The sequence below is a fragment of the Candidatus Aquiluna sp. UB-MaderosW2red genome, from assembly GCF_900100865.1.
Taxonomy (GTDB): domain Bacteria; phylum Actinomycetota; class Actinomycetes; order Actinomycetales; family Microbacteriaceae; genus Aquiluna.
Genome location: NZ_LT627734.1, coordinates 1,191,220 through 1,213,979, shown reverse-complemented (window position 1 = coordinate 1,213,979; position 22,760 = coordinate 1,191,220). Strand labels below are relative to the sequence as shown.

24 protein-coding genes are annotated in these 22,760 nt (G+C 51.7%); 13 read left to right on the top strand and 11 right to left on the bottom strand.

From position 1 onward, the window contains the following. Window positions 1-9: 9 nt before the first annotated feature. The gene (gene glgA / locus BLP47_RS06185; RefSeq protein WP_091851611.1) at window positions 10-1,194 is read right to left on the bottom strand and encodes a glycogen synthase; all 1,185 of its coding nucleotides are present in this window, start codon (window positions 1,192-1,194) and stop codon (window positions 10-12) included. A gap of 46 nt (window positions 1,195-1,240) precedes the next feature. Here glgA and glgC point away from each other — a divergent pair, with 46 nt between their 5' ends. Then, window positions 1,241-2,482: a glucose-1-phosphate adenylyltransferase gene (glgC, locus tag BLP47_RS06180; RefSeq protein WP_091851608.1), complete on the top strand. Its 1,242-nt coding sequence runs from the start codon at window positions 1,241-1,243 to the stop codon at window positions 2,480-2,482. After that, window positions 2,479-3,108, top strand: coding sequence for a phosphoserine phosphatase SerB (serB, locus tag BLP47_RS06175; RefSeq protein WP_091851605.1), 630 nt, complete (start codon window positions 2,479-2,481; stop codon window positions 3,106-3,108). Before glgC ends, serB begins: the two co-directional genes overlap by 4 nt. On the opposite strand, the gene fabI is transcribed toward serB, so the two are convergent. Next, the gene (gene fabI / locus BLP47_RS06170; RefSeq protein WP_091851603.1) at window positions 3,105-3,872 is read right to left on the bottom strand and encodes an enoyl-ACP reductase FabI; all 768 of its coding nucleotides are present in this window, start codon (window positions 3,870-3,872) and stop codon (window positions 3,105-3,107) included. The two genes, serB and fabI, sit on opposite strands and share 4 nt — an antisense overlap. Before the next feature lie 40 nt (window positions 3,873-3,912). After that, window positions 3,913-4,623, bottom strand: coding sequence for a beta-ketoacyl-ACP reductase (locus tag BLP47_RS06165; protein ID WP_091851600.1), 711 nt, complete (start codon window positions 4,621-4,623; stop codon window positions 3,913-3,915). 98 nt (window positions 4,624-4,721) lie between these two features. On the opposite strand from BLP47_RS06165, the gene BLP47_RS06160 reads away from it, so the two are divergent. From BLP47_RS06160 to BLP47_RS06145, 3 genes are all read left to right on the top strand, one after another. Beyond that, window positions 4,722-5,015, top strand: a complete 294-nt coding sequence (locus BLP47_RS06160) for a DUF3099 domain-containing protein (RefSeq protein ID WP_157671546.1) — start codon at window positions 4,722-4,724, stop codon at window positions 5,013-5,015. A gap of 158 nt (window positions 5,016-5,173) precedes the next feature. Beyond that, on the top strand, window positions 5,174-5,998 hold the full coding sequence (locus BLP47_RS06150) for an SURF1 family protein (protein ID WP_157671544.1): 825 nt from the start codon (window positions 5,174-5,176) through the stop codon (window positions 5,996-5,998). 29 nt (window positions 5,999-6,027) lie between these two features. Next, a complete protein-coding gene (locus BLP47_RS06145) occupies window positions 6,028-6,585 on the top strand; it encodes a biotin transporter BioY (protein WP_091851588.1) in 558 nt (185 codons plus the stop codon). A 60-nt stretch (window positions 6,586-6,645) separates the two neighbouring features. Here the strand turns inward: BLP47_RS06145 and BLP47_RS06140 are convergent, their stop codons facing one another. From BLP47_RS06140 to sufB, 5 genes are read right to left on the bottom strand one after another with little or no spacing between them, the layout of a single operon-like run. After that, window positions 6,646-6,978, bottom strand: coding sequence for a metal-sulfur cluster assembly factor (locus tag BLP47_RS06140; RefSeq protein ID WP_091851583.1), 333 nt, complete (start codon window positions 6,976-6,978; stop codon window positions 6,646-6,648). Further along, entirely contained in the window at window positions 6,975-7,733 is a 759-nt protein-coding gene (gene sufC, locus BLP47_RS06135) for a Fe-S cluster assembly ATPase SufC (protein WP_091851580.1), read from the bottom strand. Before sufC ends, BLP47_RS06140 begins: the two co-directional genes overlap by 4 nt. A gap of 19 nt (window positions 7,734-7,752) precedes the next feature. Next, window positions 7,753-8,061 carry a non-heme iron oxygenase ferredoxin subunit gene (locus tag BLP47_RS06130; protein WP_091851577.1) on the bottom strand — a complete coding sequence of 103 codons (309 nt, stop codon included), beginning with the start codon at window positions 8,059-8,061 and terminating at the stop codon, window positions 7,753-7,755. Next, window positions 8,062-9,216: a Fe-S cluster assembly protein SufD gene (gene sufD, locus BLP47_RS06125; RefSeq protein WP_091851574.1), complete on the bottom strand. Its 1,155-nt coding sequence runs from the start codon at window positions 9,214-9,216 to the stop codon at window positions 8,062-8,064. 3 nt (window positions 9,217-9,219) lie between these two features. Further along, window positions 9,220-10,638 (bottom strand): Fe-S cluster assembly protein SufB, encoded by a 1,419-nt coding sequence (gene sufB / locus BLP47_RS06120; protein ID WP_091851571.1) that lies wholly within the window; start codon window positions 10,636-10,638, stop codon window positions 9,220-9,222. A gap of 154 nt (window positions 10,639-10,792) precedes the next feature. Between sufB and BLP47_RS06115 the strand changes: the two genes are divergently transcribed. Both BLP47_RS06115 and BLP47_RS06110 read left to right on the top strand, forming a co-directional pair. Continuing rightward, window positions 10,793-11,854, top strand: a complete 1,062-nt coding sequence (locus tag BLP47_RS06115; protein ID WP_371325802.1) for a heme A synthase — start codon at window positions 10,793-10,795, stop codon at window positions 11,852-11,854. Further along, window positions 11,847-13,214, top strand: coding sequence for a deoxyribodipyrimidine photo-lyase (locus BLP47_RS06110; RefSeq protein WP_091851569.1), 1,368 nt, complete (start codon window positions 11,847-11,849; stop codon window positions 13,212-13,214). Before BLP47_RS06115 ends, BLP47_RS06110 begins: the two co-directional genes overlap by 8 nt. On the opposite strand, the gene BLP47_RS06105 is transcribed toward BLP47_RS06110, so the two are convergent. Then, entirely contained in the window at window positions 13,211-14,128 is a 918-nt protein-coding gene (locus BLP47_RS06105) for a heme o synthase (protein ID WP_091851566.1), read from the bottom strand. The two genes, BLP47_RS06110 and BLP47_RS06105, sit on opposite strands and share 4 nt — an antisense overlap. A gap of 125 nt (window positions 14,129-14,253) precedes the next feature. Between BLP47_RS06105 and tkt the strand changes: the two genes are divergently transcribed. The 6 genes from tkt to pgl are packed head-to-tail and all read left to right on the top strand — an operon-like array spanning window position 14,254 to window position 22,122. Continuing rightward, the gene (tkt, locus tag BLP47_RS06100) at window positions 14,254-16,329 is read left to right on the top strand and encodes a transketolase (RefSeq protein ID WP_249883299.1); all 2,076 of its coding nucleotides are present in this window, start codon (window positions 14,254-14,256) and stop codon (window positions 16,327-16,329) included. Further along, complete coding sequence (gene tal, locus BLP47_RS06095; RefSeq protein ID WP_091851561.1) at window positions 16,326-17,420, top strand: transaldolase; 1,095 nt, start codon at window positions 16,326-16,328, stop codon at window positions 17,418-17,420. The genes tkt and tal overlap by 4 nt, the downstream gene beginning before the upstream one ends. Then, window positions 17,411-18,994, top strand: coding sequence for a glucose-6-phosphate isomerase (locus BLP47_RS06090; protein ID WP_371325801.1), 1,584 nt, complete (start codon window positions 17,411-17,413; stop codon window positions 18,992-18,994). Before tal ends, BLP47_RS06090 begins: the two co-directional genes overlap by 10 nt. After that, on the top strand, window positions 18,991-20,511 hold the full coding sequence (gene zwf, locus BLP47_RS06085) for a glucose-6-phosphate dehydrogenase (RefSeq protein WP_091851556.1): 1,521 nt from the start codon (window positions 18,991-18,993) through the stop codon (window positions 20,509-20,511). The genes BLP47_RS06090 and zwf overlap by 4 nt, the downstream gene beginning before the upstream one ends. After that, the gene (locus BLP47_RS06080) at window positions 20,508-21,431 is read left to right on the top strand and encodes a glucose-6-phosphate dehydrogenase assembly protein OpcA (protein WP_091851553.1); all 924 of its coding nucleotides are present in this window, start codon (window positions 20,508-20,510) and stop codon (window positions 21,429-21,431) included. Before zwf ends, BLP47_RS06080 begins: the two co-directional genes overlap by 4 nt. Then, the gene (gene pgl, locus BLP47_RS06075; RefSeq protein ID WP_091851550.1) at window positions 21,421-22,122 is read left to right on the top strand and encodes a 6-phosphogluconolactonase; all 702 of its coding nucleotides are present in this window, start codon (window positions 21,421-21,423) and stop codon (window positions 22,120-22,122) included. Before BLP47_RS06080 ends, pgl begins: the two co-directional genes overlap by 11 nt. On the opposite strand, the gene BLP47_RS06070 is transcribed toward pgl, so the two are convergent. After that, the gene (locus BLP47_RS06070) at window positions 22,106-22,483 is read right to left on the bottom strand and encodes an RNA polymerase-binding protein RbpA (RefSeq protein WP_091851547.1); all 378 of its coding nucleotides are present in this window, start codon (window positions 22,481-22,483) and stop codon (window positions 22,106-22,108) included. The two genes, pgl and BLP47_RS06070, sit on opposite strands and share 17 nt — an antisense overlap. Beyond that, a complete protein-coding gene (gene secG / locus BLP47_RS06065) occupies window positions 22,480-22,731 on the bottom strand; it encodes a preprotein translocase subunit SecG (protein WP_091851544.1) in 252 nt (83 codons plus the stop codon). Before secG ends, BLP47_RS06070 begins: the two co-directional genes overlap by 4 nt. Window positions 22,732-22,760: the final 29 nt, after the last annotated feature.

Here is a 22,760-nt window from a genome sequence, read left to right as displayed (position 1 = left end):
ACGCTAAGCCTAGCTCTCAAGGGCTCTTTGATAGACCTCAAGTGTGCGAGTCGCGATGGTGTCCCAGCTGAACTCTTCAATCACTCGGTTGCGGCCCGCTTTTCCAAACTCAGCGAGTTCAGGGCTATTGAGAGCTTGATTCAAAGCGGCTGACCAATCCGCCACAAACTGCGCCTCGTCAATGGGTGTCCCGCTGCCATCTTGCACTTGATCAATTGGCACCAACCACCCAGTTTGGCCGTGAATTACAACCTCGGGTATGCCGCCGGTGGCAGTCGCTAATACGGGCACCGCACAGGCCATAGCCTCAAGATTCACGATGCCAAGTGGTTCGTAAATTGATGGGCAAACAAATAAGTCAGCGTTTGTCAAAAGTGCGGCCAGTTTGGGTTGCGCCAGGTGCTCGGGAATCCAAATTACTCCGGAGCGCTCTTTGGATAACTCCAAGACCAAGTTTTCGACCTCTGCCATGATTTGGTCGGTATCGGGTGCCCCGGCACAAAGAATCAATTGAACGTCTTTGGGTAATGCCTTTGCGGCCCGTAGAAAGTAGGGCAACCCCTTTTGCCTAGTGATTCGACCAACAAAAATTACTGAACGCTTATTGGGGTCGATGCCGTGCTCTTTGAGTGTTTCAAGATCCGCCACAGGCTGCCATTTATTTGAATCTATGCCGTTGTAGACGACCTCTACCTTGGCTGGATCAAGAGTCGGATAGGAGTTCAGGATGTCGTTTCGCATGCCGTGGGAGACTGCGATGATTCTGTTCGCCTGCTCGTAAGCGCTTTTCTCGATGTGTGAACTAACCGAGTACCCGCCACCTAGTTGTTCTTTTTTCCACGGCCTTAGGGGCTCAAGTGAGTGAGCTGTTATAACGTGTGGAATCCCGTGCAATAAGGAAGCCAAGTGGCCCGCATTATTGGCATACCAAGTGTGGCTGTGAACTAGGTCTGCACCCTTGATTGCTTCGACCATCGCAAGATTCACAGCGAGGGTTTGCAGGGCTGGATTGGCATTTTCATATCCGTCCGGCACAGGATATCCAAAAGTATTTGGCTCGCTGACCGGGTTGCCAAAGCAGTGAAGGTGAGCCTCGATTCGCTCGCGAATTACCTTTACCAGCTCGGTAACATGCACGCCAGCGCCACCATAAATGTGTGGCGGATACTCTTTTGTAACAAAATCCACTCTCATAGCTGAATGCTAGCCCGAGAGGGCAATTGACAACTAGCATTTGAGAATGGGACGCACCAGAGTATTTGGAATGGTTCTCGCCGGAGGCGAGGGTAAAAGGCTTATGCCATTGACCGCGGATCGAGCAAAACCCGCAGTTCCATTTGGGGGAAGTTACCGATTGGTTGACTTCGCGCTATCAAATCTAATCAACTCGCAAATTCGGCGCATCGTTGTTTTGACTCAATACAAATCTCACTCATTGGACCGCCACGTGTCACAGACCTGGCGCATGTCTCCGCTGCTTGGATCATACGTGGCCTCAGTCCCCGCTCAGCAGCGTTTGGGTAAACGCTGGTACACCGGAAGTGCGGATGCAATATTTCAGTCCATGAACGCGCTGAGTGACGAGCGGCCAGACTATGTGGTTGTGGTCGGCGCCGACCACGTTTATCGGATGGATTTTGATCAAATGCTGCAATCGCATATCGATTCTGGCCTAGAGGCAACAGTTGCAGCCATCAGGCAACCGATTTCTTTGGCCAATCAATTCGGAGTTATCGAAGTGGATGAGACCAATCCCATCAAAATAGACCAGTTTCGGGAAAAGCCAAACGACCCAAAGTCAGTTCCTGGTGATCCCGAACAGGCTTTGGTCTCGATGGGCAACTATATTTTCACCGCCGACGCACTCATCGATGCGATTGAGCTAGATGGCCAAAATGAGAGCTCAAGTCACGACATGGGCGCGGACATAATTCCGTATTTTGTGTCCAAGGGGCAGGCTGGTGCTTATGACCTGAGCTATAACGAGATTCCCGGAGCTACTGACAGAGATAAGTCATATTGGCGGGATGTGGGGACAATTGACTCTTATTACGATGCTCACATGGATCTCATATCGACCATGCCAATCTTCAACCTCTACAACTCAGAGTGGCCAATCTTCAACCAGCAAATAAACCTTCCCCCAGCGAAGTTCATTCATGATTCCGAGGGCAATCAGGGTAGAACAACCGACTCAATAGTTAGCCTCGGGGTGGTTGTGGCCGGTGGGATTGTTGAGCGTTGCGTCTTGAGCCCTAATGTTCGAGTCGGTTCGAGGTCTCTAGTCACGGATTCTGTAATTCTTGATGGAGTTCTTATCGGTCGCGATGCCACGGTTCGAAGGGCGATCTTGGATAAAGACGTCATCATCACCGACGGGGCAAGCGTCGGGGTCAATAAAGACCGCGATTTGGAACGAGGCTTCACCGTGACTGAATCTGGATTGACCGTGGTTGCCAAGGGGTTATTGGTTCGACCTTGAAAAAGTTTTTAGTGGTTTTTGATGTTGACTCCACCCTTATTGACCAAGAAGCAATTGAGCTGCTTGCGGATTTTGCTGGAAGCAAGGATTTGGTTTCTAATATCACCGAACGCGCAATGCTCGGGGAATTAGATTTTTCCGAATCCCTCATTCAGAGGGTTGCGACACTCAAAAATCTCGATGTTTCGGTTTTGGAACAGGTCTCTAGGACGCTGACTCCGACTAGGGGCGCCAAATCCCTGATTGAGGAGATTCACAACCGCGGCGGCAAAGCCGCAGCCGTTTCCGGCGGTTTTATTCAGCTTTTAGAGCCGCTAAAAAAAGAGCTCAATCTCGATTTTCACTTAGCGAACAGGCTGGAGATTTTAGATCAAAAGCTAACCGGCAGGGTGATCGGCAACATTATCGACCGTGAAGCTAAGGCCGAAGCCTTGATTGGGTGGGCTGCGAAGCTTGGGATTGAGCTCCAGAACACCATCGCCGTTGGAGATGGAGCCAATGACCTAGGAATGATGGAGGTCGCCGGGCTGTCTGTGGCTTTCTGCGCGAAGCCAGTTGTCAGAGAATTTGCAAAGGTCACGCTTGACGAGCGTGACCTTGCATTACTAATTCCTTATCTGCCCTAAGCGCCAGTTGAGTGCAATCCACCATCAACGTGAATCATCTCGCCTGTGGTGGCTGGGAACCAGTCGCTGAGAAGTGCAATCAATCCTCTGGCTGCGGCTTCAGTGTCTGTGAGGTTCCAACCTAAAGGCGCTCGGCCAGTCCATAGCTCTTCCATGGTCGCAAAGCCGGGTATGCCCTTTGCAGCGGTGGTGCGAAGCGGTCCTGCGGATATCAAGTTGACTCTAATCCCCTTGGGGCCTAGGTATCTAGCCAAGTAACGCGAGGTGGCCTCGAATGCTGCCTTGGCCACACCCATCCAGTCGTATACCGGCCAGGACACGGTGGCATCGAATGTGAGGCCCACTACGGAACTCGGGTTATTCAAAACTGGCAAGCAGGCGGTGGTAATTGCCTTGAGTGAGTATGCCGAAACCTCGACCGCGGTAGAGACATCGGCCCACTGAGTTTCCATAAAATTGCCGCCCAGAGCGCTCTGCGGAGCAAATGCGATTGCGTGCACTATGCCATCAAGCGAACCCAGGGTTTTGCGAATTGCATCCGGAAGCGCATCAAGATTCTCTTGGCTCGTGGCATCGAGTTCGATCACAGTTACAGGCTTGGGTAAGCGCTCAGATATTTTTTTAGTGATTGGAAGCATGCGGCCAAAGGAGCTTAGGAGAATCTCGGCCCCCTCTTCTTGCGCCAGCCGCGCCGCGGTGAAGGCAATCGACGCCTCTGTCAATACCCCGGTTATGAGTATTTTCTTGCCTTCTAGAATTCCCAAAATAATCTCCTTAGCTTGTTTGCTCTCAAAAAGTTACTACCTAATGACCCATTCCAAGACCACCATCAACTGGAATCACTGCGCCAGAGATATAGGAAGCCTCATCAGATGCCAGCCAGCGAACCACTTTGGCCACCTCTTCGGGTGAAGCAAAGCGTCCAGCTGGAATTCTATCGATGTAGCTTTTTTGAAGGTCTTCGCCAAGCGCCTCCGTCATGTCGGTGTCGATAAAGCCAGGCGCAACAACGTTTGCGGTGATGTTTCGACTCCCCAGCTCCCTGGTCACCGAACGCGCCATGCCGATTAGTGCGCTTTTGGATGCCGCGTAGTTGACCTGTCCAGCACTGCCCAGAACTCCTACTACCGAGCCGATGAATATCACACGCCCAAATTTGGCCTTGAGCATAGATTTTGTGACGCGCTTTAGCACTCTAAAAACGCCGGTGAGGTTGGTATCGATGACCCGCTCAAAATCCTCATCACTCATTCTGAGCAAGAGCGTGTCCTTGGTTATTCCGGCATTGGCAACCAAGATTTGAATCGGGCCAAGCTCTTGTTCTATTTTGGAAATTGCGGCATCGAGCGATTCGGCATCGGTGACATCCGCCACCACGCTCAGAGTCCCCTCGGGGCCACTTCCTGACCTGGCGGTGACCGCTACTTGGTATCCGGCGCGAACAAATTCCTGGGCGATGGCAAAGCCAATTCCTCGATTGCCCCCGGTGACTAAAACAACACGAGAATTTTCCAAGACCGACTCCTTATTTTTGGGAATAGCATTGTCCGATTAGCGTTTGGAATAAACAAGAGTCTAGTAATCCGATTCTTATTATTGAGCGAGAGATCAAATTGGCAATTAGGCAAAGTGCGACATCGGTTGAGATTTCCCCTGAGGACGAACGCAAGTCTCGCCTAATCAAATACAGCGTGGCAATGCTGATAAGAATGGCCTGTCTAATCGCAGGGGTGTTTACCACCGGTATTTTGATGTGGATATTCTTTTCTCTTGCAATTTTCCTGCCGTATTTCGCAGTTATTTTGGCCAACTCCCAAGGTCCTAATCAGCCTAAATCTCAATCCAATGCGATAGCCCCAAAACTCACCATCAAGGCGGACCAGATTCGTGTTGTCGACGAATCTTGAGCAAAAATGCTCTAGGGCAGGCTGCAACTTGGATGCCAAACACCTTATTCATTGGCGAAATCCTAAGATCCACACCCTAGATCGCGTCAAAATCTGGTCAGCCTGTGATGAACACCGCGAGTATCTGGTTGAATATCTGTTAGCTAGAGACTTTTATCTTGAGGACAAACCCTTTGAAGCAGAGCACACTTAGACGCTGGGGCCCATGGCTCGCGCTAGTTGTGGTGTTTGCAACTATCACCTCACTGCTTAGCTGGTGGCAGTTTGCCCGACGCGAAGAGCTTGTTGAGCGAATCAATGAGGTGATCGCTAATTACGATAAGCCCCCGATTCCATTGGCTGACATCGGATTTGTTTTAGAGGACGGGAAGAGCGCTCAAGAATGGCGACCCGTCACGGTCTCAGGTCGTTACCTTTCAGACCTAACAACCTTGGTGAGAAATCGACCACTGAATGGCCAGGCCGGCTTTTTACAGCTGGTGCCCTTTGAGTTGAATGACGGCAGAGTCCTCATTGTCGAGCGGGGTTGGCTAGTAGCCGGATCTGATTTGAGCCCAACAATTGACAACCCATTGCCCCTAACCGAGCCTAAGCAGCTGGTGGTTCGCCTGCGAGTGTCCGAAGCGAACCTGGGCCGACCTCCGATACCAGGTCAGATATCCTCGATTGACCTAAAGACTCTCGCGGAGAGATTCCAGTCAAGCGGCGAAGTGATAACGGATTACTATGGCCGGCTGGTGAGCGAAAGCCCAGGCTCTGAGACTTTCCCAACCGCAGTACCAAAACCATCGCTAAGTGAAGGAAACCACCTTTCCTATGCTTTGCAATGGGTTTTGTTCGGCTTAATGGCCTTCGGGGCCTTCATTTGGGCGATTCGAAACGATCGCCGAATTCAGCTTGAGGAAGCCGGATTGCGGGCTCCAAAGACTCAGAAGCGAACCCAGGCGCTAATAGATGCTGAAATCGAAGACGCCAACCAATAGACTGAAAAAAACCCGAAGGAAGATGAATCATGACCGCAACCACAATGATCTTGGCTGACAGAGTTTTCAATCGTTCTAGGGCAACGGATATCGCTCTCATCGGTGCCGGAGCCCTAATAACCGCTCTAGCAGCACAAATTCAAATCCCTATGTTCCCGGTGCCGATGACGCTGCAAACTCTTGCAGTGTTGCTGGTTGGCGCTTCTTTGGGCCTCAAGCGCGGCTCAATCTCAATGACGCTTTATCTTGTGCTCGGCGCCATAGGGCTTCCTGTTTTTGCCGGTGCCAAGACTCTGACCGGGGTTCTGCCAACCGCCGGCTACCTGGTCGGCTTTGTGGCCGCAGCGGCACTGGTTGGCTGGTTGGCTTCGAAGGGATTCTCAACAAGCCCGCTCAAGGTCGCCTTTAGCTTCGCATTGGGCAGCACTCTTATTTATGCACTCGGGACGCTAGGGCTTATTTTGACCCTCGGCCTGAGCTTCCCTCAGGCACTGGCTGCCGGAGTTGCACCCTTTATTCTTGGGGATGTGGCGAAGGCTATAGCAGCGGCAGCACTTCTGCCTCTGGCTTGGAAGCTGACAAAATAAATTCACCTAAATATTAAAAAACAGGCCCTCCATCGAGGAGGGCCTGTTTTTGTTTAATGCTTAGATTGAGAAGCCAATTGCTCGCATCATTTCTTTGCCATCGTCTGTGATGTGCTCCGGACCCCATGGTGGCATCCAAATCCAATTGATCCTGAAGGCCTCTACAACACCGTCCAGTGAGTCGGCGGTTTGCTCCTCGATAACTTCCTGAAGAGGGCAACCAGCCGAGGTCAGTGTCATGTTGATCAAAAGAGAGCCGTCTTCAGATTCCTGGAGGCCATAGACCAACCCGAGGTCAACTATGTTTATACCAATCTCGGGGTCAATGATATTCTTCATCGCCTCAATTACCAGATCGTATTTTTCTGGGCCTAGCTCAATCGGTTCAGTCATGCATCTTCCTTAAGGTAGCGGTCGTAGCCCTCGGCCTCTAGGCGGTCAGCTAATTCTGCGCCACCCTGCTCCGCAATCTTGCCGGCTACAAAAACGTGAACGAAGTCCGGCTTGATGTAGTTGAGGATTCTGGTGTAGTGAGTGATCAAAAGAACTCCCAGGTCGTTGCTTTCTTTGGCGCGATTTACTCCCTCGGCAACTGTCTTGAGTGCATCAACATCAAGGCCCGAGTCTGTCTCATCTAAAACTGCAATCTTTGGCTTTAGAAGTTCAAGCTGAAGAATTTCGTGACGCTTCTTCTCTCCACCAGAGAATCCCTCATTCACGTTGCGCTCGGTGAAATCGGAGTCCATCTTCAGGTTCTTCATCGCGGTCTTTAGGTCCCCCACCCACTGTCGCAGTGCAGGGGCTTCTCCTGAAATCGCAGTTTTGGCGGTGCGGAGGAAATTCGAAACTGATACTCCTGGTACTTCTACCGGGTACTGCATTGCTAAGAACACACCGGCGCGAGCACGCTCGTCAACGCTCATCTCCAAAACGTTTTCGCCATCCAGGAGAATCTCCCCCTGTGTGACTTCGTACTTCGGGTGACCAGCGATGGAATACGCGAGGGTTGACTTGCCGGAGCCATTTGGCCCCATGATGGCGTGCGTTTCACCAGATCTAATTATCAGGTCTACCCCGCGGAGAATCTCCTTCGGGCCTTGCTCGGTTGTGACTGAAACGTGAAGGTTCTTAATTTCTAGAATTGCCATGATTTCCTTTTCTAAATTCTTATTCGTATTCGATGAAGATGTCGTTGTTGTCTATCAGCACTTCGTAAACCGCTACCGGCTCGTAAGCCGGCAGACTGAGAGGTTTGCCCGTGTTCAGGTCAAACTTCGCGCCGTGTGCCCAGCACTCGATTGCACCGTCTTCGACAAAACCCTCACTGAGCGAAATCTCACCGTGCGAGCATTTATCGTCTAAGGCCTTGACCGTGCCCGAGGGCTCCCGGACAACGGCTATTGTCGCCTCTCCGATTTTCACACGGATAGCTTTTCCCGGCTTGAGGTCATCAAGCGAACAAATTCTGGTTGCCAATTAGGAACGCACCTTTTCTAGCTCTTGCTCAACCGCGGCCATCAGGCGATTTTCGATTTCCTCGACCCCAACCTTTTGGATGATTTCGTGAAGGAAGCCTCGAACCACGAGTCTTCTTGCCTCGTGCTCTGAGATTCCGCGAGCCTGCAAATAAAACAGCTGCTCATCATCGAATCGACCAGATGCACTTGCGTGGCCAGCCCCAATGATCTTGCCCGTTTCAATCTCGAGATTTGGCACAGAATCTGCCCTTGCTCCATCGGTCAGCAATAAGTTGCGGTTTAGCTCGTAGGTGCTGGTGCCTTCTGCTGTTTCACGAATCAGCACATCACCGACCCAAACCGTGTGAGCTCCCCTGCCCTGCAAGGCTCCCTTATAGGCAACATTAGAGACGCAGTTCTCGGCAATGTGGTCAACAAATGGCCGGTGCTCAAAATAGTTTCCAGAATCAGCTAAATAAACACCGAACATGTTGATTTCAGCGCCCGGTGAACTCAGCGAGACCGCCGGAGTGATACGAACCAAGTCGCCACCCAGCGAAACCACAACGTGCTTGAGCTTGGCGTCACGGCCAAGTTTTGCGAACTGGCTTGAGACGTGGCTCGAGCCCTTGTCCCACTCTTGAATCGTGATGACGTTTAGGTTCGAGGAATCCCCTGCCAAAATCTCGACATTTTCACCCAGTACACCCAGACCCGAATGATCCAAAACAATAGTCGCTGAACTGTGACGTCCTGCTGAAATAACGATATGGACCGCTTTGGCATCCTGAGACTTTGGATCGATTCTGATAAAACTTGGGCCTTGAATTTCCGCTTCGGCCGGGATCTCGATAATTAGCGTCTTTGAGGCGTTCGTCCAAGCCGCGGCCGCAACTCTATCTTCTGGGATACCGGCTTTGCCGACTAATTCATCGGTTGAATCGACATATCGGCTAGTGACTCCCTCAGCCAAACTGATTTCAATCTCAGCCTCTGATAGCTCCCCCATTACCTCTTGGTCTAGACCGCGAAGTAAGTCCTGAGGGATGTAGCGCCAGATTTCCTGAAGTTTGGAAACTTCAGGAAAGTCTGAAACTGAGGTTGATTGCGGTCTCTGAGACCTGGTTTGGATGGGAATGCCGTGGCTATGTTCCTGGATACCGTGCTGTGCCATCGACTAACCCACCGCACCTTCCATTTGCATTTCGATTAGCTTGTTTAGCTCTAGCGCATATTCCATAGGAAGTTCTTTCGCGATCGGCTCAATAAAGCCGCGCACAATCATCGCCATAGCCTCGTCCTCTTTCATACCTCTTGACTGCAGGTAGAAAAGCTGCTCCGCGCTGATTTGTGAAACGGTGGCCTCGTGACCCATCGACACGTCGTCCTCACGAATGTCGTTCGATGGATAAGTGTCAGAGCGAGATATGGTGTCTACCAATAAGGCATCACAGCGAACCGTGTTTGCCGAGTGGTGGGCGCCCGGGTTCACGCGAATCTCACCTCGGTAAGAGGTTCTTCCGCCACCGCGAGCGATTGACTTGGAGACAATGGAGCTGGTGGTGTAAGGGGCCAAGTGAATCATTTTGGCTCCGGCGTCTTGGTGCTGACCTTCACCTGCGAATGCAACCGAGAGAGTCTCACCGCGAGCGTGCTCGCCGGCCAAAATTACGCTCGGGTACTTCATTGTGACCTTCGAACCGATGTTGCCATCGATCCACTCCATGGTGGCACCCTCGTGAGCAATTGCTCGCTTGGTGACCAAGTTGTAGACGTTGTTGGACCAGTTCTGAATGGTGGTGTAGCGAACTCTCGCGTTTTTCTTGACGATGATTTCAACAACAGCGGAGTGAAGGGAATCAGATTGATAAATCGGAGCGGTACAGCCCTCGATGTAGTGCACGTAGGAATCTTCATCCGCAATAATCAGCGTGCGCTCAAACTGGCCCATGTTCTCAGTGTTAATTCGGAAATAGGCCTGCAGCGGGATTTCAACGTGAACGCCCTTGGGTACATAAACAAAGGAGCCACCCGACCACACCGAGGTGTTCAGAGCAGCAAACTTATTGTCTCCAGCTGGAATTACGGTACCGAAGTACTCTGCAAATAGCTCCGGGTGAGTTCTTAGGGCAGTGTCGGTGTCCAAGAATAGGACTCCCTGCTCTTCTAGGTCCTCACGAATCTGGTGGTAGACAACTTCGGATTCATATTGTGCTGCAACTCCGCCAACAAGTCTCTGACGCTCGGCGTCTGGGATGCCTAGACGCTCATAGGTGTTCCGGATATCCTCTGGCAGGTCTTCCCAGCTTTGAGCCTGCTTCTCAGTCGACCGAACGAAATACTTAATGTTGTCAAAGTGAATACCGGAGAGATCGCTGCCAAAGGTTGGCATTGGCTTTCTGAGGAAATACTCATATCCCTTGAGGCGGATGTCAAGCATCCACTGCGGCTCATTCTTGAGCCCGGAAATATCGCGAACTACTTCTTCACTGATACCTCGGCGCGCTGACGCACCCTTATCGTCTTTATCAGACCATCCAAACTCGTAGTTACCTAGCTCGTCAAGTTCGGGGCGATCTATGATTTTTTCTGACATTAGTGCCTCCTGCTTTCTTTAGATACAACTCTCAGCTCAGCTCGTTATTCCTCTAAAGAACTCGTGAGAGAATTAAAGTTAAGACCGTCTAACGATAGACGCTAATGCTAAAATGAAGGACTTAGGGTTGCCTAAGTAAAGGTGCGCGGTGCGGATTATTAAATCCATTTGGCTCAATGGGCTTGCCTCCAAGTCGAGGTTGCGGCTTTATGTTTGGCTTTCTCTGGCGACTCAGATTCTCATTGTGGTAACCGGAGGCGCCGTCAGGCTCACCGGTTCTGGTCTCGGGTGCCCGACCTGGCCGATGTGCACCGATGAATCACTCACCACTACTCCGGAAATGGGTTTTCACGGCATCATCGAATTCGGTAACCGATTGCTCACGTTTGTTCTTTTGATAATCGCAATTTTAACCTTTGCCGTTGCAATAAGGGTCCACGGCAACATTAGAAGGCTGAGCCTTCCAATAGTTGGTTTCTTCTCCTCTGCGATCGCTATGGTCTTGTTTTTGATTGCGGACCACATTTTTGTCGGGATAGCAATCTCTTTTCCAGCGATGACCCTTTTCGGAATTCTCTTAGTACTAAGAGTTCGAGAGACAAAGAGATCCGGCATTGTGGTGCCCGCTTTTGCACTTGGACTGGGCGTCATTGTGCAGGCGGTTCTTGGCGGAATCACGGTGCTAACAGGATTGAACTCCTGGATTGTGGGAGCTCACTTTTTGGTTTCTATGTTCTTGATTGCCATAGCAGCGGTCCTGGTGTTCCGAGCACTACCCAAACCAATTCGGCCGGTCTCTCCAGTGTCCAGGGCATTAGCTTGGCCGACGGTTTTTGTCTCGCTGGCCTCTATATTGGCGGGAATCATCGTCACCGGAGCTGGCCCGCACGCTGGAGATCTCAACACGCCAAGAAATGGCTTCAGTATCGAGATTTGGCAACACTTCCACAGCTACCCGGGATACCTAATGCTGGCTTTGATTGCCGTGCAATTATTTTTTCAGCTCAGGCTTTCCAAGAGGCTCTTCGGTGACCTGCCGACCAGAGTCCTATTCATTTTGTTTTTGGTCACAATATGTCAAGCTGTTGTCGGCATTATTCAAGCCAGGCTCGGTGTGCCCGCGTTGTTAGTTGGCATTCACATGCTCGGTGCGTCCGTTCTGGCAGCACTGGTTATTTTTCAGCTACTTTTTATGCGCCAAAAAAATAATGTCTAGGGCCTTCTGGTTTCGCAAGGATCTGAGGCTTCAGGACAACCAGGCTCTCACTCACGCTGCCGCCCTCGCCCACAGCGATTTAGATAATTCCTTATTTCCGTTGTTTTTCTTGCCGAATGACTACCACGACCTGTCACCGCTTCGTCAGCACTCAGTTTTTGCATCAGTTTCTTCTCTCCGCCTCGATCTTCAGGATCTTGTTTCGGTGTTTGATAAGGACCCTTTGGAGTCAATGGCGAGCATTGCCAAGACCCTGGGGGTGACCTCGGTGGTCGCAACCGAGTCCTTTAATAAAAAAGGTATTGCCGAGCAGGTTTCGGTCTCAAAGGAACTTGCCAAAATCGGAATTGAGCTAGAGCTAGTGGGCAGCAATTACGCCGTTGTCCCGGGCAGCGTTCGCAAAGACGATGGCACTAACGTCCGGGTTTATTCACCGTTTTATAAACGCTGGCTTTTGGAGCTTGACTTTAGGCCCTTTGCATTGGATGTGCAGAGTGTGAATTGGGCCAAGGTGCCCGAAAGCTTTGACTTTTCTCTCCCTATAAGCCAGAGCCCTTTCGAGGTAAAAGCCGGCGAGGAATTTGCGAAAAGGACCTTCGCCCGATTCCAAAAAAGAGCACTCGCTGATTACTCGCAGGCTCGCAATCGAATGGACCTGGCGGGCACCTCCCAGCTATCACACGCGCTAGCTCATGGGGAAATTCATCCGCGCACCCTATTGGCCCAGTTGGGAAACTCTGAGGGTGAGGAAGTTTTTAGAAAAGAAATTGCTTGGCGAGAATTCTACGCGGACGTCTTATTTCACAACCCGGAAACCGAGTCGGAGTATTACGAACCCAGGTTCGCAAAAATGCGTTATAGCGACCCAATCAAAGACGCAGCACTATTGGAGGCCTGGCAGCAAGGTAGAACGGGTTTCCCAGCGGTAGATGCCGCAATGCGTCAGCTTGTTACCACGGGTTGGATGCACAATCGGGCTCGCATGATGGTCGCTAGCTTCTTGGTCAAGGACCTTCATTTTGAATGGCAAGTTGGGGCCGATTGGTTTGAAAAACACTTGACCGACTTCGATCCAGCTTCAAATGCTCACGGTTGGCAGTGGACGGCAGGTTCCGGAACGGACGCATCCCCTTATTACCGGGTTTTTAATCCGATTTTGCAGGGTAAAAAATTTGACCCCAACGGAGATTACGTTCGGAGGTTCGTCCATGAGCTCGAGCACATCTCTGGCGGCCAGGTTCACGAACCCTGGCTTTTAATCGACGGTTTGGCGCAAGGCTACCCGGCCCCGATTCTTGATCACGCAACTGAGCGCAACGAGTCTCTGGCGAGGCTAGAGGAAATAAAGGTTAGGAATTAGAAGCTGAAGTACAAAAGCGGATCAATCGCAATCGCTAGAAATAGCAGCGTTAAATGTGTTATCGATCCGTGAAATAGCCGCATCGGGTTCTGGGGAATTCGAACCCTTGCTTCGTTGTAGAGCTTGTGTGACTCCCAGGTAAACCAGGTGCCCGCGACAACCGCTGTGATCGAGTAAATCAATCCCATGTTTGCCACCGGGATCAGTAGCAAGGTGGCAGCCAAATAGGCCCAGGCGTAGAGAATGATTTGGCGGCCTACCAGCTCATTTTTTGCCACAACGGGGAGCATCGGCACTCCTGCTTTTTTATAATCCTCTAGGTACCTCATGGACAGTGGCCAGTAGTGCGGCGGAGTCCACAAGAAAATAATGAAAAAAAGCACCCAGGCAGCCGGGGAAATTTCATTGGTCACTGCGGCCCAGCCGATTAGAACTGGAACAGCGCCCGCCGCTCCTCCCCAAACTATGTTCTGCGGCGTGCGGCGCTTTAAGCCGAGCGTGTAAACGAACACGTAAAACAAAATTGCAATCAGCGAAAGAACTGCGGAGAGCGGATTTACCAACACCGCGAGCCAGATTATTGAAATGACCCCCAGCGCCCAAGCAAACCGCAGAGCTTCCTTATCGGTAAGCTCACCAGTCACCAAGGGTCGCTTTTTGGTTCGATTCATCACCTTGTCGATATCTCTATCGATGTAGCAGTTAAAGGAGTTGGCGCTCCCAGCACTGAGTGCTCCCCCGACCAGGGTGGCCAGTACTAGCCAAACAGATGGAATGCCTTGAGCTGCCAAAATCATGGTTGGCACGGTCGCAATCAGCAGCAACTCGATAACCCTCGGCTTGGTGAGCGCGAAATAAGCTCGCAGCTTGGTTAGAAAGCTCCTGCGAGCCGGGGTTTGAGTGTCTAGAGCCATTGTGAAATAAGTCTAACTCCCAGATGCTGAGAATTTCCCAAGGTATAGACTTCCCTCAAAGCTTGGGGCACTGTGGCCTCTTAAATCCCCCTTTTGAAAAACCAAAAAAAGTAAGGAATTCTCAATTGTTAGAATGGAATGAGCTCGATGACCTGGCGGTAAAAACGGCAAAAGTACTAGCCGCAGACGCCGTAGAAAAAGTGGGTAACGGACACCCCGGCACTGCTATCAGCTTGGCACCAGCTGCCTATTTGCTCTTTCAGAAGGTCATGCGTCACGATCCCAAGGATGACCAATGGGCCGGTCGTGATCGTTTCATCCTCTCTGTAGGACACTCTTCACTAACAATCTACAATCAGCTCTTCATGGGCGGTTTTGGGTTGGAGAAAGCCGACATCGAAGCTCTTCGCACTTGGGGTTCCAAGACTCCAGGCCATCCCGAATTTGGCCACACTCACGGGGTGGAAATCACCACGGGGCCGCTAGGTCAAGGCATTGCATCCGCAACGGGTTTTGCAATGTCGCAACGCTTCGAGCGCGAACTTTTTGACAACGACACACCAGCCGGTTCATCTCCCTTTGACCATTTTGTGTATGTGATTGCCGGAGACGGGGATGTGCAAGAGGGCGTGAGTGCCGAGGCTGCCTCTATTGCCGGACATTTGGGGCTGGGCAATCTAGTGGTTATTTATGACGCAAATCAGATTTCCATTGAGGACGACACGGACATCAGTTTCACCGAGGATGTGGCTATGCGTTATCGCGCCTACGGTTGGGAAACTATTGAGGTTGACTGGAGAAACAACGGAGCCTATCAAGAGGACGTTCACGCCCTTTTTGAGGCAATAAAAAAAGCCAAGGCAAATACTGAGCAGCCAACCTTCATAACACTTCGCACAATAATTGGCTGGCCTTCGCCTACCAAACAGAACACTGGAAAAATCCACGGTTCCAAGCTCGGGGCTGAAGAGCTCGCCGGACTCAAGGTTGCGTTGGGCTTTGACCCCGAAAAGAATTTCGAGGTCTCTGCCCAAGTGCTGGAACACACCCGCAAGCTGGTTGCAAAAGGCGCTGCGGAGAGAATTCATTGGCAGAAGAGCTTTGACGCTTGGGGCGAGGCAAATCCCGAGGGTGCCAAGCTCTTTGCAAGACTCCTAAAGGATGAATTGCCGGAAGGCTTGGAAGCGGTCTTGCCAGCGTTTGAGCCTGGGACTGAGATTGCCACTCGAGCCGCTTCCGGCAAGGTAATTAATGCAATAGCCAAAATTATGCCCGAATTATGGGGCGGGTCTGCCGATCTAGCGGAGTCAAATAATACCTCCATCGAAGATGGCGGATCTTTTGTGCCATCCAAGTATCAGGTTTCGGCTTGGACCCCCAAAGCCGCTGGGCGCATCTTGCACTTTGGGGTGCGCGAGCACGCCATGGGCGCGATCCTTTCGGGTATCACCCTGTCTGGTCACACCAGGGTTTTTGGCGGCACATTTCTAGTGTTCTCGGACTACATGCGGCCAGCAGTTCGTTTGGCAGCGCTTATGGGAGTCCCGGCAATTTACGTCTGGACTCACGACTCGGTCGCTCTTGGCGAAGATGGCCCCACCCATCAGCCCGTTGAGCACCTAACTGTCCTTCGAGCAATACCAAATCTCGCGGTAGTCAGACCGGCCGATGCCAATGAAACCTCACACGCCTGGTTGCAGGTACTCAGGCGCAAATCAGGACCCGCGGGAATGATTTTGACTCGTCAGAACCTTCCAGTACTTCCTCGTGGAAACGGCTATGCACAAGCCAGTGAGGTTTCCAAGGGCGGTTATGTTCTAGTCGACGGGTCAAAACCGAAGCTCGATTTGATTTTGGTTGCTTCCGGCAGTGAGGTTCAATTCGCTGTGGCCGCTCGGGAAACACTCGAGGCCCAGGGGATATCTACGCGGGTGGTTTCAATGCCTTGTGTTGAGTGGTTCGATGAGCAATCTACTGAATACAGAAATCAGGTTCTACCAAAGTCGGTCACTGCTCGAGTATCTATCGAAGCAGGCTTAACTATTGGCTGGCGCGGAATTGTCGGCGATGCCGGTATCAGCATCGGGATTGATCACTACGGAGCATCTGCCGACTACCAAACCCTTTATCAAGAGTTTGGAATCACCACCGAAGCCGTCGTTGCGGCCGGCACAAAGCTTTTTGAAGGAGAGAATAAATGACTAATCCACTAAAGACCCTGACTCAAAACGGCGTTTCCATCTGGCTAGACGATCTATCTCGTGAGCGAATTCAATCTGGGAACCTTGCCAAGATGATCAGCGAATACAGCGTGCGCGGGGTGACCACCAACCCCACCATTTTCGCGGCCGCACTCAAGGGTGCGAGCTACCACGAGGCCATTGCCTCAGAAGCTATGGCCGGCCACGATGCAAGCACGGCGATTGCAAACATTACCTCGAGCGATGTCGCCGCAGCATGCGATATCTTTTTGGAGGTTTATGAGCAATCAAACGGGGTTGATGGTCGAGTTTCAATTGAGGTGGAACCGAAGCTCGCCCATGATGCGAAGGGCACTATCAAGCAGGCGCTAGAGCTCTACGAGCTGGTTGGGCGCGAGAACGTAATGATCAAGATCCCTGCGACTAAGGCGGGACTCGAGGCAATTGAAGCAGTGACCGCAGCCGGAATCAGCGTGAACGTTACTTTGATTTTTTCGACGCTTCGCTATAACCAAGTCATAGATGCCTATTTTGCCGGCCTAAAAAAGGCCCATTCCGAAGGCAAGAATCTGGCCAAGATTCATTCGGTGGCGTCCTTCTTTGTCTCTCGGGTCGACACCGAGGTTGATAAAAGACTTGAGGCCCTTGGTCGAGAAGAACTAAAGTCTCAGGCTGCCCTGGCTAACGCCAGACTCGCCTACCAGTTATTTCTAGACCGATTCTCTAGCGCTGACTGGCAGAAGCTCAGTGACCTCGGAGCTCGACTGCAGCGACCGCTGATGGCCTCAACTGGAGTCAAGGACCCAACTCTTGATGACACTCTGTATGTGACCCAGCTGGTGTCTCCGGACCTAGTAAACACGATGCCAGAAAAGACCATGATGGCGACCTTTGAGCACGGCATTATTCCGGATGACTCAATCCGCAACCAAGTTGAGTCAGCCGTGGCATTCATGAAAAAACTCTCCGATGCCGGAGTCGATTTTGACGATGTTACCGAGTTGCTAGAAAAAGAAGGCGTTGAAAAGTTCATCGTTTCTTGGGATGAGCTAGTTGCAACCGTGGAGCAAGCTTTAAAGGAATCCAATTGAAGTTACAGCTCTCAAAGCAGTTAGAAAACCAACTCTTAGAGACAGTCAAAGGCCTCATTGGAGATTCAATAGCCTCCCGAATCAGAGCAAAGGACTCGAGCATTTGGGGAAGCGCCGCTGAATCGGAAGCTCGTAATCGATTGGGTTGGGTCGAATCTAGCGAAACCTCGCTCGAGCTGATTCCTGAAATTCTAATTTTGCGCGATGAATTCAGAGCTTTGGGCCTGAATAGGGTCGTGCTTTGTGGGATGGGGGGTTCGTCTCTTGCGCCCGAGGTAATAACCAAGACCTCTAATGTGGCGCTCACTGTGCTTGATTCAACCGCCCCAGACCAGGTGGCCGCCGCTCTGAATCAACTTGCCACGACAGTTGTGGTGGTGTCTTCAAAGTCAGGCTCTACTCTAGAGACTGACAGTCAGAAGCGTGCGTTTGAAACCGCTTTTCGGAGCGCAGGTATTGATCCAAAGACCAGAATTGTGATTGTGACCGACCCGGGCTCCCCGCTTGATCTCGATTCACGTGAGGCGGGTTACCGAGTTTTTAATGCGGATCCAAATGTTGGCGGCAGGTATTCGGCGCTGACCGCTTTTGGGCTGGTGCCCTCAGGCTTGGCCGGTGCTGACATAGCCGGGTTGATTGCTTCGGCGGCAAGATCGAATCCGACTTTGGTTTCGGACTCGCTTGACAACCCTGGTCTTTGGCTCGGGGCCGCGCTGGCTAGAAGCCCTGGAGTGAATGGCAATAAAGATAAATTTTTGATTGAATCAGATGGCTTGGCTGGTTTTGGTGATTGGGTTGAGCAGTTAGTAGCCGAATCAACTGGCAAAGAACAAAAGGGAATTTTACCCGTGGCTTTGACAGCAAGCGCCCCGGAGATAAAAAATCTTGGTAGCGACACGTTGTTGATAAAGTTTTCTTCCTTAGCTCCTGGCATTGAGGACATCACGTTCTCGGGAAATCTCGGCGAGCTGTTTTTACTGTGGGAGTATGCCACCGTAATCGCGGGTTATCTGATGCAAATAAACCCCTTCGACCAACCCAATGTTGAATCGGCCAAAATTGCATCTCGAGCTCTTCTGGACTCCCCCACGATAAATGTGGAGGCCGATTTTGTTGATGGCGGCATTTCCGCCAAGTCCTTCGGTTTTGAATTAGTCGGCAGCACCCTTAAAAGCGCGGTTGACGAGTTGCTCGAAAAAATCCAAGAAGGTAGCTACGTTGCTATTCAGGTTTACCTGAATCGCCCGGAGTATCCGCAATTTGTTGATCTCAGAGACTTGATGGCCGCAAGGACCTTGGTACCCGTAACTTTCGGTTGGGGCCCGCGTTTTTTACATTCCACCGGCCAATATCACAAGGGTGGCCCAAGGCAGGGCGTCTTTCTAATTATTACCGGGAACCACGGCATGGATCTTGAAATCGAGGGCAGACCCTTCACATTCGGCAATCTGATCTCCTCGCAGGCTCAAGGAGACGCCAGGGTTTTGGCTGAAAACGGCTTGCCGGTTCTGACTTTGGATTTTGAAGAACCACTGTCCGATCTTGCAAGACTTGTGCAGGTTATTGGTAAGTGAGTACTAACCCGCTAAGCGATTTTTCCGACCGCAGGATCCAAAAGATTGCTGGACCTTCCGGTCTGATTCTGTTCGGGGTGACCGGAGACTTATCTCGCAAAAAACTAATGCCAGCAATTTACGATCTGGCCAATCGAGGTTTACTGCCACCGGCTTTCTCGCTTGTCGGCTTTGCTCGGCGTGACTGGAGTCGAGAAGACTTTGAGAAGGTAGTTCACGATGCAGTGAAGAGTCATTCTCGAACTCCTTGGTCCGAGGAGGTCTGGCAACAGCTTGCTAAAGGGATTCGCTTTGTATCCGGCCAGCATTATGATCCATTGGCATTTGATCAATTACGCGAGACGGTAGCAGAGCTAGACCGAGTGCGAGGCACCGCCGGAAACCACACTTTTTACCTATCCATCCCACCGCGCGACTTTCCGTTAGTAATTAATCAGCTTGAGCGAAGTGGTCTGGCAAGGGCGGCAGCTGGAGAATTCCGCCGGGTGGTTATTGAAAAACCCTTCGGCTCCGACCTAAAAACCGCGAAAGAGCTCAACGAGGTAGTGGAGCGAGTCTTTCCGGCTGATTCGGTATTTAGAATCGACCACTACTTAGGAAAAGAGACCGTGCAGAATATTCTTGCACTTAGGTTCGCCAATCAGATGTTCGAGCCACTTTGGAACTCTAAATATGTCGATCACGTGCAAATTACTATGGCCGAGGATATCGGCATCGGGTCTAGAGCTGGTTATTACGACGGCATAGGCGCGGCGCGCGACGTGATTCAAAATCACTTGCTGCAACTTCTCGCGCTCACTGCCATGGAGGAACCTGAGAGCTTTGACGCTGCCGATTTGAGGCACGAAAAAGAAAAAGTGTTAGCAGCTGTGAGACTGCCGAAAGATTTAGCCAAACACACCGCGACCGGTCAGTACTCCGGCGGCTGGCAGGGCGGCGAGGAGGTGCTTGGTTTTTTGTCAGAAGAAGGTGCCAACCCCTCGAGTAAGTCGGAGACCTATGCTGCGATGCGCTTGGATGTGGATAACCCGCGCTGGCAGGGAGTTCCTTTTTATCTGCGAGCCGGCAAGCGGCTTGGCAGGAGAGTCACCGAGATTGCGATTGTCTTTAAGCGCGCTCCGCAGAAGCTCTTTGCAGAATCTCAAACGGCGCTACTTGGTGAAAATGCACTGGTGATTCGCGTGCAACCCAACGAGGGTGTCACAACCAGGTTTGGCTCAAAGGTTCCGGGACCCGCGATGCAGGTGCGCGATGTCACCATGGACTTTGGCTACGGTCATGCTTTCACAGAGGACAGCCCCGAGGCCTATGAGCGTTTGATACTGGACGTGCTCTTGGGAGAGCCCCCGCTTTTTCCTCGGCAGCGCGAAGTTGAGCTCTCCTGGGAGATCCTCGATCCAATCGTCAAGTTCTGGGAGGAGCACACCAAGCCTCAGCAGTACTCCCCTGGGAGCTGGGGGCCGCTAGGAGCAGAGCAGATGCTCGAGGTTGACGGCAGAGTTTGGAGAAGACCTTGATAGTTGACCTACCTAACACCACCACCTCGAAGGTGGCAAAGCGGATTCAAGATCTCAGAGACTCGGGAGGTGTGGTAGCACTCGGGAGGGTTCTGACCCTTTTGATAGAGACTGATTTTGAGCACATCGAAGCCGCGGTCAAGGCGGCCAATGGCGCCTCGAGGTTGCACCCCTCAAGAATCATTGTTTTAGCCGAAGATCTAGACAAACAGACACAGAGTCGCCTAGACGCTGAAATCAGGGTTGGCGGAGATGCTGGAGCCTCTGAAGTGATTATCTTGAAGGCTCATGGCCAAGCTGCGACAAGCCAAGAATCCTTGGTAATGGGATTGCTACTTCCAGACGCCCCAGTTGTTGCATGGTGGCCATCGGATTGCGAGGACAACCCTGCGAAAACGGCCATCGGCAAAATTGCGAGTCGTAGAATCACTGACTCTGCCTGCCAGAGTTCGCCCGTAGAATTTTTAAAAAGATTGGCACAGAATTATCAGCCGGGGGACGGCGACATGGCCTGGACGAGAATAACTTTGTGGAGAGCTCAAATAACAGCTCTTTATGAACAGCATTCTGACCGCCATGTAACCTCAATTGAAGTATTTGGCTCCGCGCATTCCCCCAGCGCCTACCTTTTAGCCAGCTGGCTTGAACAACACTTGGGCATCAAAGCCAAAATCAACGATGTTCTCAATGAGACTCAGGTCACAGGAATCGCGGGAGTTCGCATCGGTTTTGATGAAGGAGCCCTGGAAGTTATCAGAAGTCAAGATGTCGCTCAGATTCGGCAAATTGGCGCTCCCGATAGCTCGATCCTGCTTCCACAACGAAGCGACCAAGATTGCCTTGTTGAGGACATGAGGTTCCTGGGTGAAGATGCCGTCTACGGCCAAGTTCTGACAAAGGGATTCGGCAGTGAGCGCTGAAATTAGGGTCTTAGAAAACCCAGAGCTTTTATCATTGGCCGCCGCCTCTGAGATTGCCGGGGAAATTAGGCGAGTCCTTGAAGATAAGCCAAGAGTCAGGATCGTTCTCACTGGTGGAACCCTCGGCATTCAAATCCTGAAAGACTTGAGGGCGCTGGAGATTCCCGTCTCAAAACTAGATGTTTTTTTTGGCGATGAGCGATTTGTACCACTTGCGGATTCGGATCGAAACGAATATCAAGCGCTTGAGGCTTGGCCGGAACTTCGAACCGCCAGGCTCTTTCGTTTCCCAGACACCAACGGGACACTGGAGCTTGCCCGCGTCGAATTCGATTCGCTCATTTCCAGTGAGCTGGGGCCTCTTTATAAAGACGCGGCCGTGTTCGACATTCTGATTCTGGGTATGGGGCCAGATGGTCACATCGCATCGCTCTTTCCAGACCATCGGCACCCGGATGCTTGGATTGTCGCAGAATCTGATTCGCCAAAGCCCCCAGCGCAGCGGCTCAGCTTTAGCTATCAGGCTCTGAATCGCAGCGAAAAGGTCTGGTTTTTGGTATCTGGAAAGACCAAATCCGCCGCGACAAGAGCTGTTCTTAATGATCCGGCTTGTGAACTTCCGGCCGCAAGAATTTCGGGTATGTCGGCTACGAACTGGTTTCTAGATCTGGAAGCTAGCCGCGCGCTTTAGCCGAGGCCGCGGCGCGTTCGCGACGCTCTTTAATCGACTGCAACGCCTCCTCAAGAATATCTTGTGCTTCATCGTCGCTGCGGCGCTCTTTGACATAGGCCAAGTGAGTTTTATATGGCTCAACCTTGGCCACCAAGGGCGGATTAGCCTTGTCTACCCCTGCGGGCAAGCCACAATTGGGGCAATCAATCTCGCTTGGAATATCTTCGCTTGCCACCGTGGCCGCGTATGAAGGATGGGTTTCGTGCCCGTTAGAGCAGTAGAAACTCATTCGGATCTTTTCAACCTTATGGCCACGATCCTGCTCGCCCATTGGGCCTGCTCCGACTCTTGCTCCCCTTATAGAGGATGAGTTACTCATCCGGCCCAACCGAATCGGGTAAAGAGGCCCAGGGTCACGATAACAATTAGCCAAACCAAGGCCAGCACGATTGTGATGCGGTTTAGGTTTCGCTCAGCGACTCCAGAGGAGCTCATCGTAGATGTTACGCCACCGCCAAACATGTCGGCGACGCCACCTCCGCGGCCCTTGTGTAGCAAAATCAGCATGATAAGGAGCACGCTGGTGATTGCAAGCAATACCAGCAGTGCGGTTTGAAGGGCAGCCATTTGGATCCTTTGTTTAGCGGGCGCTCGTG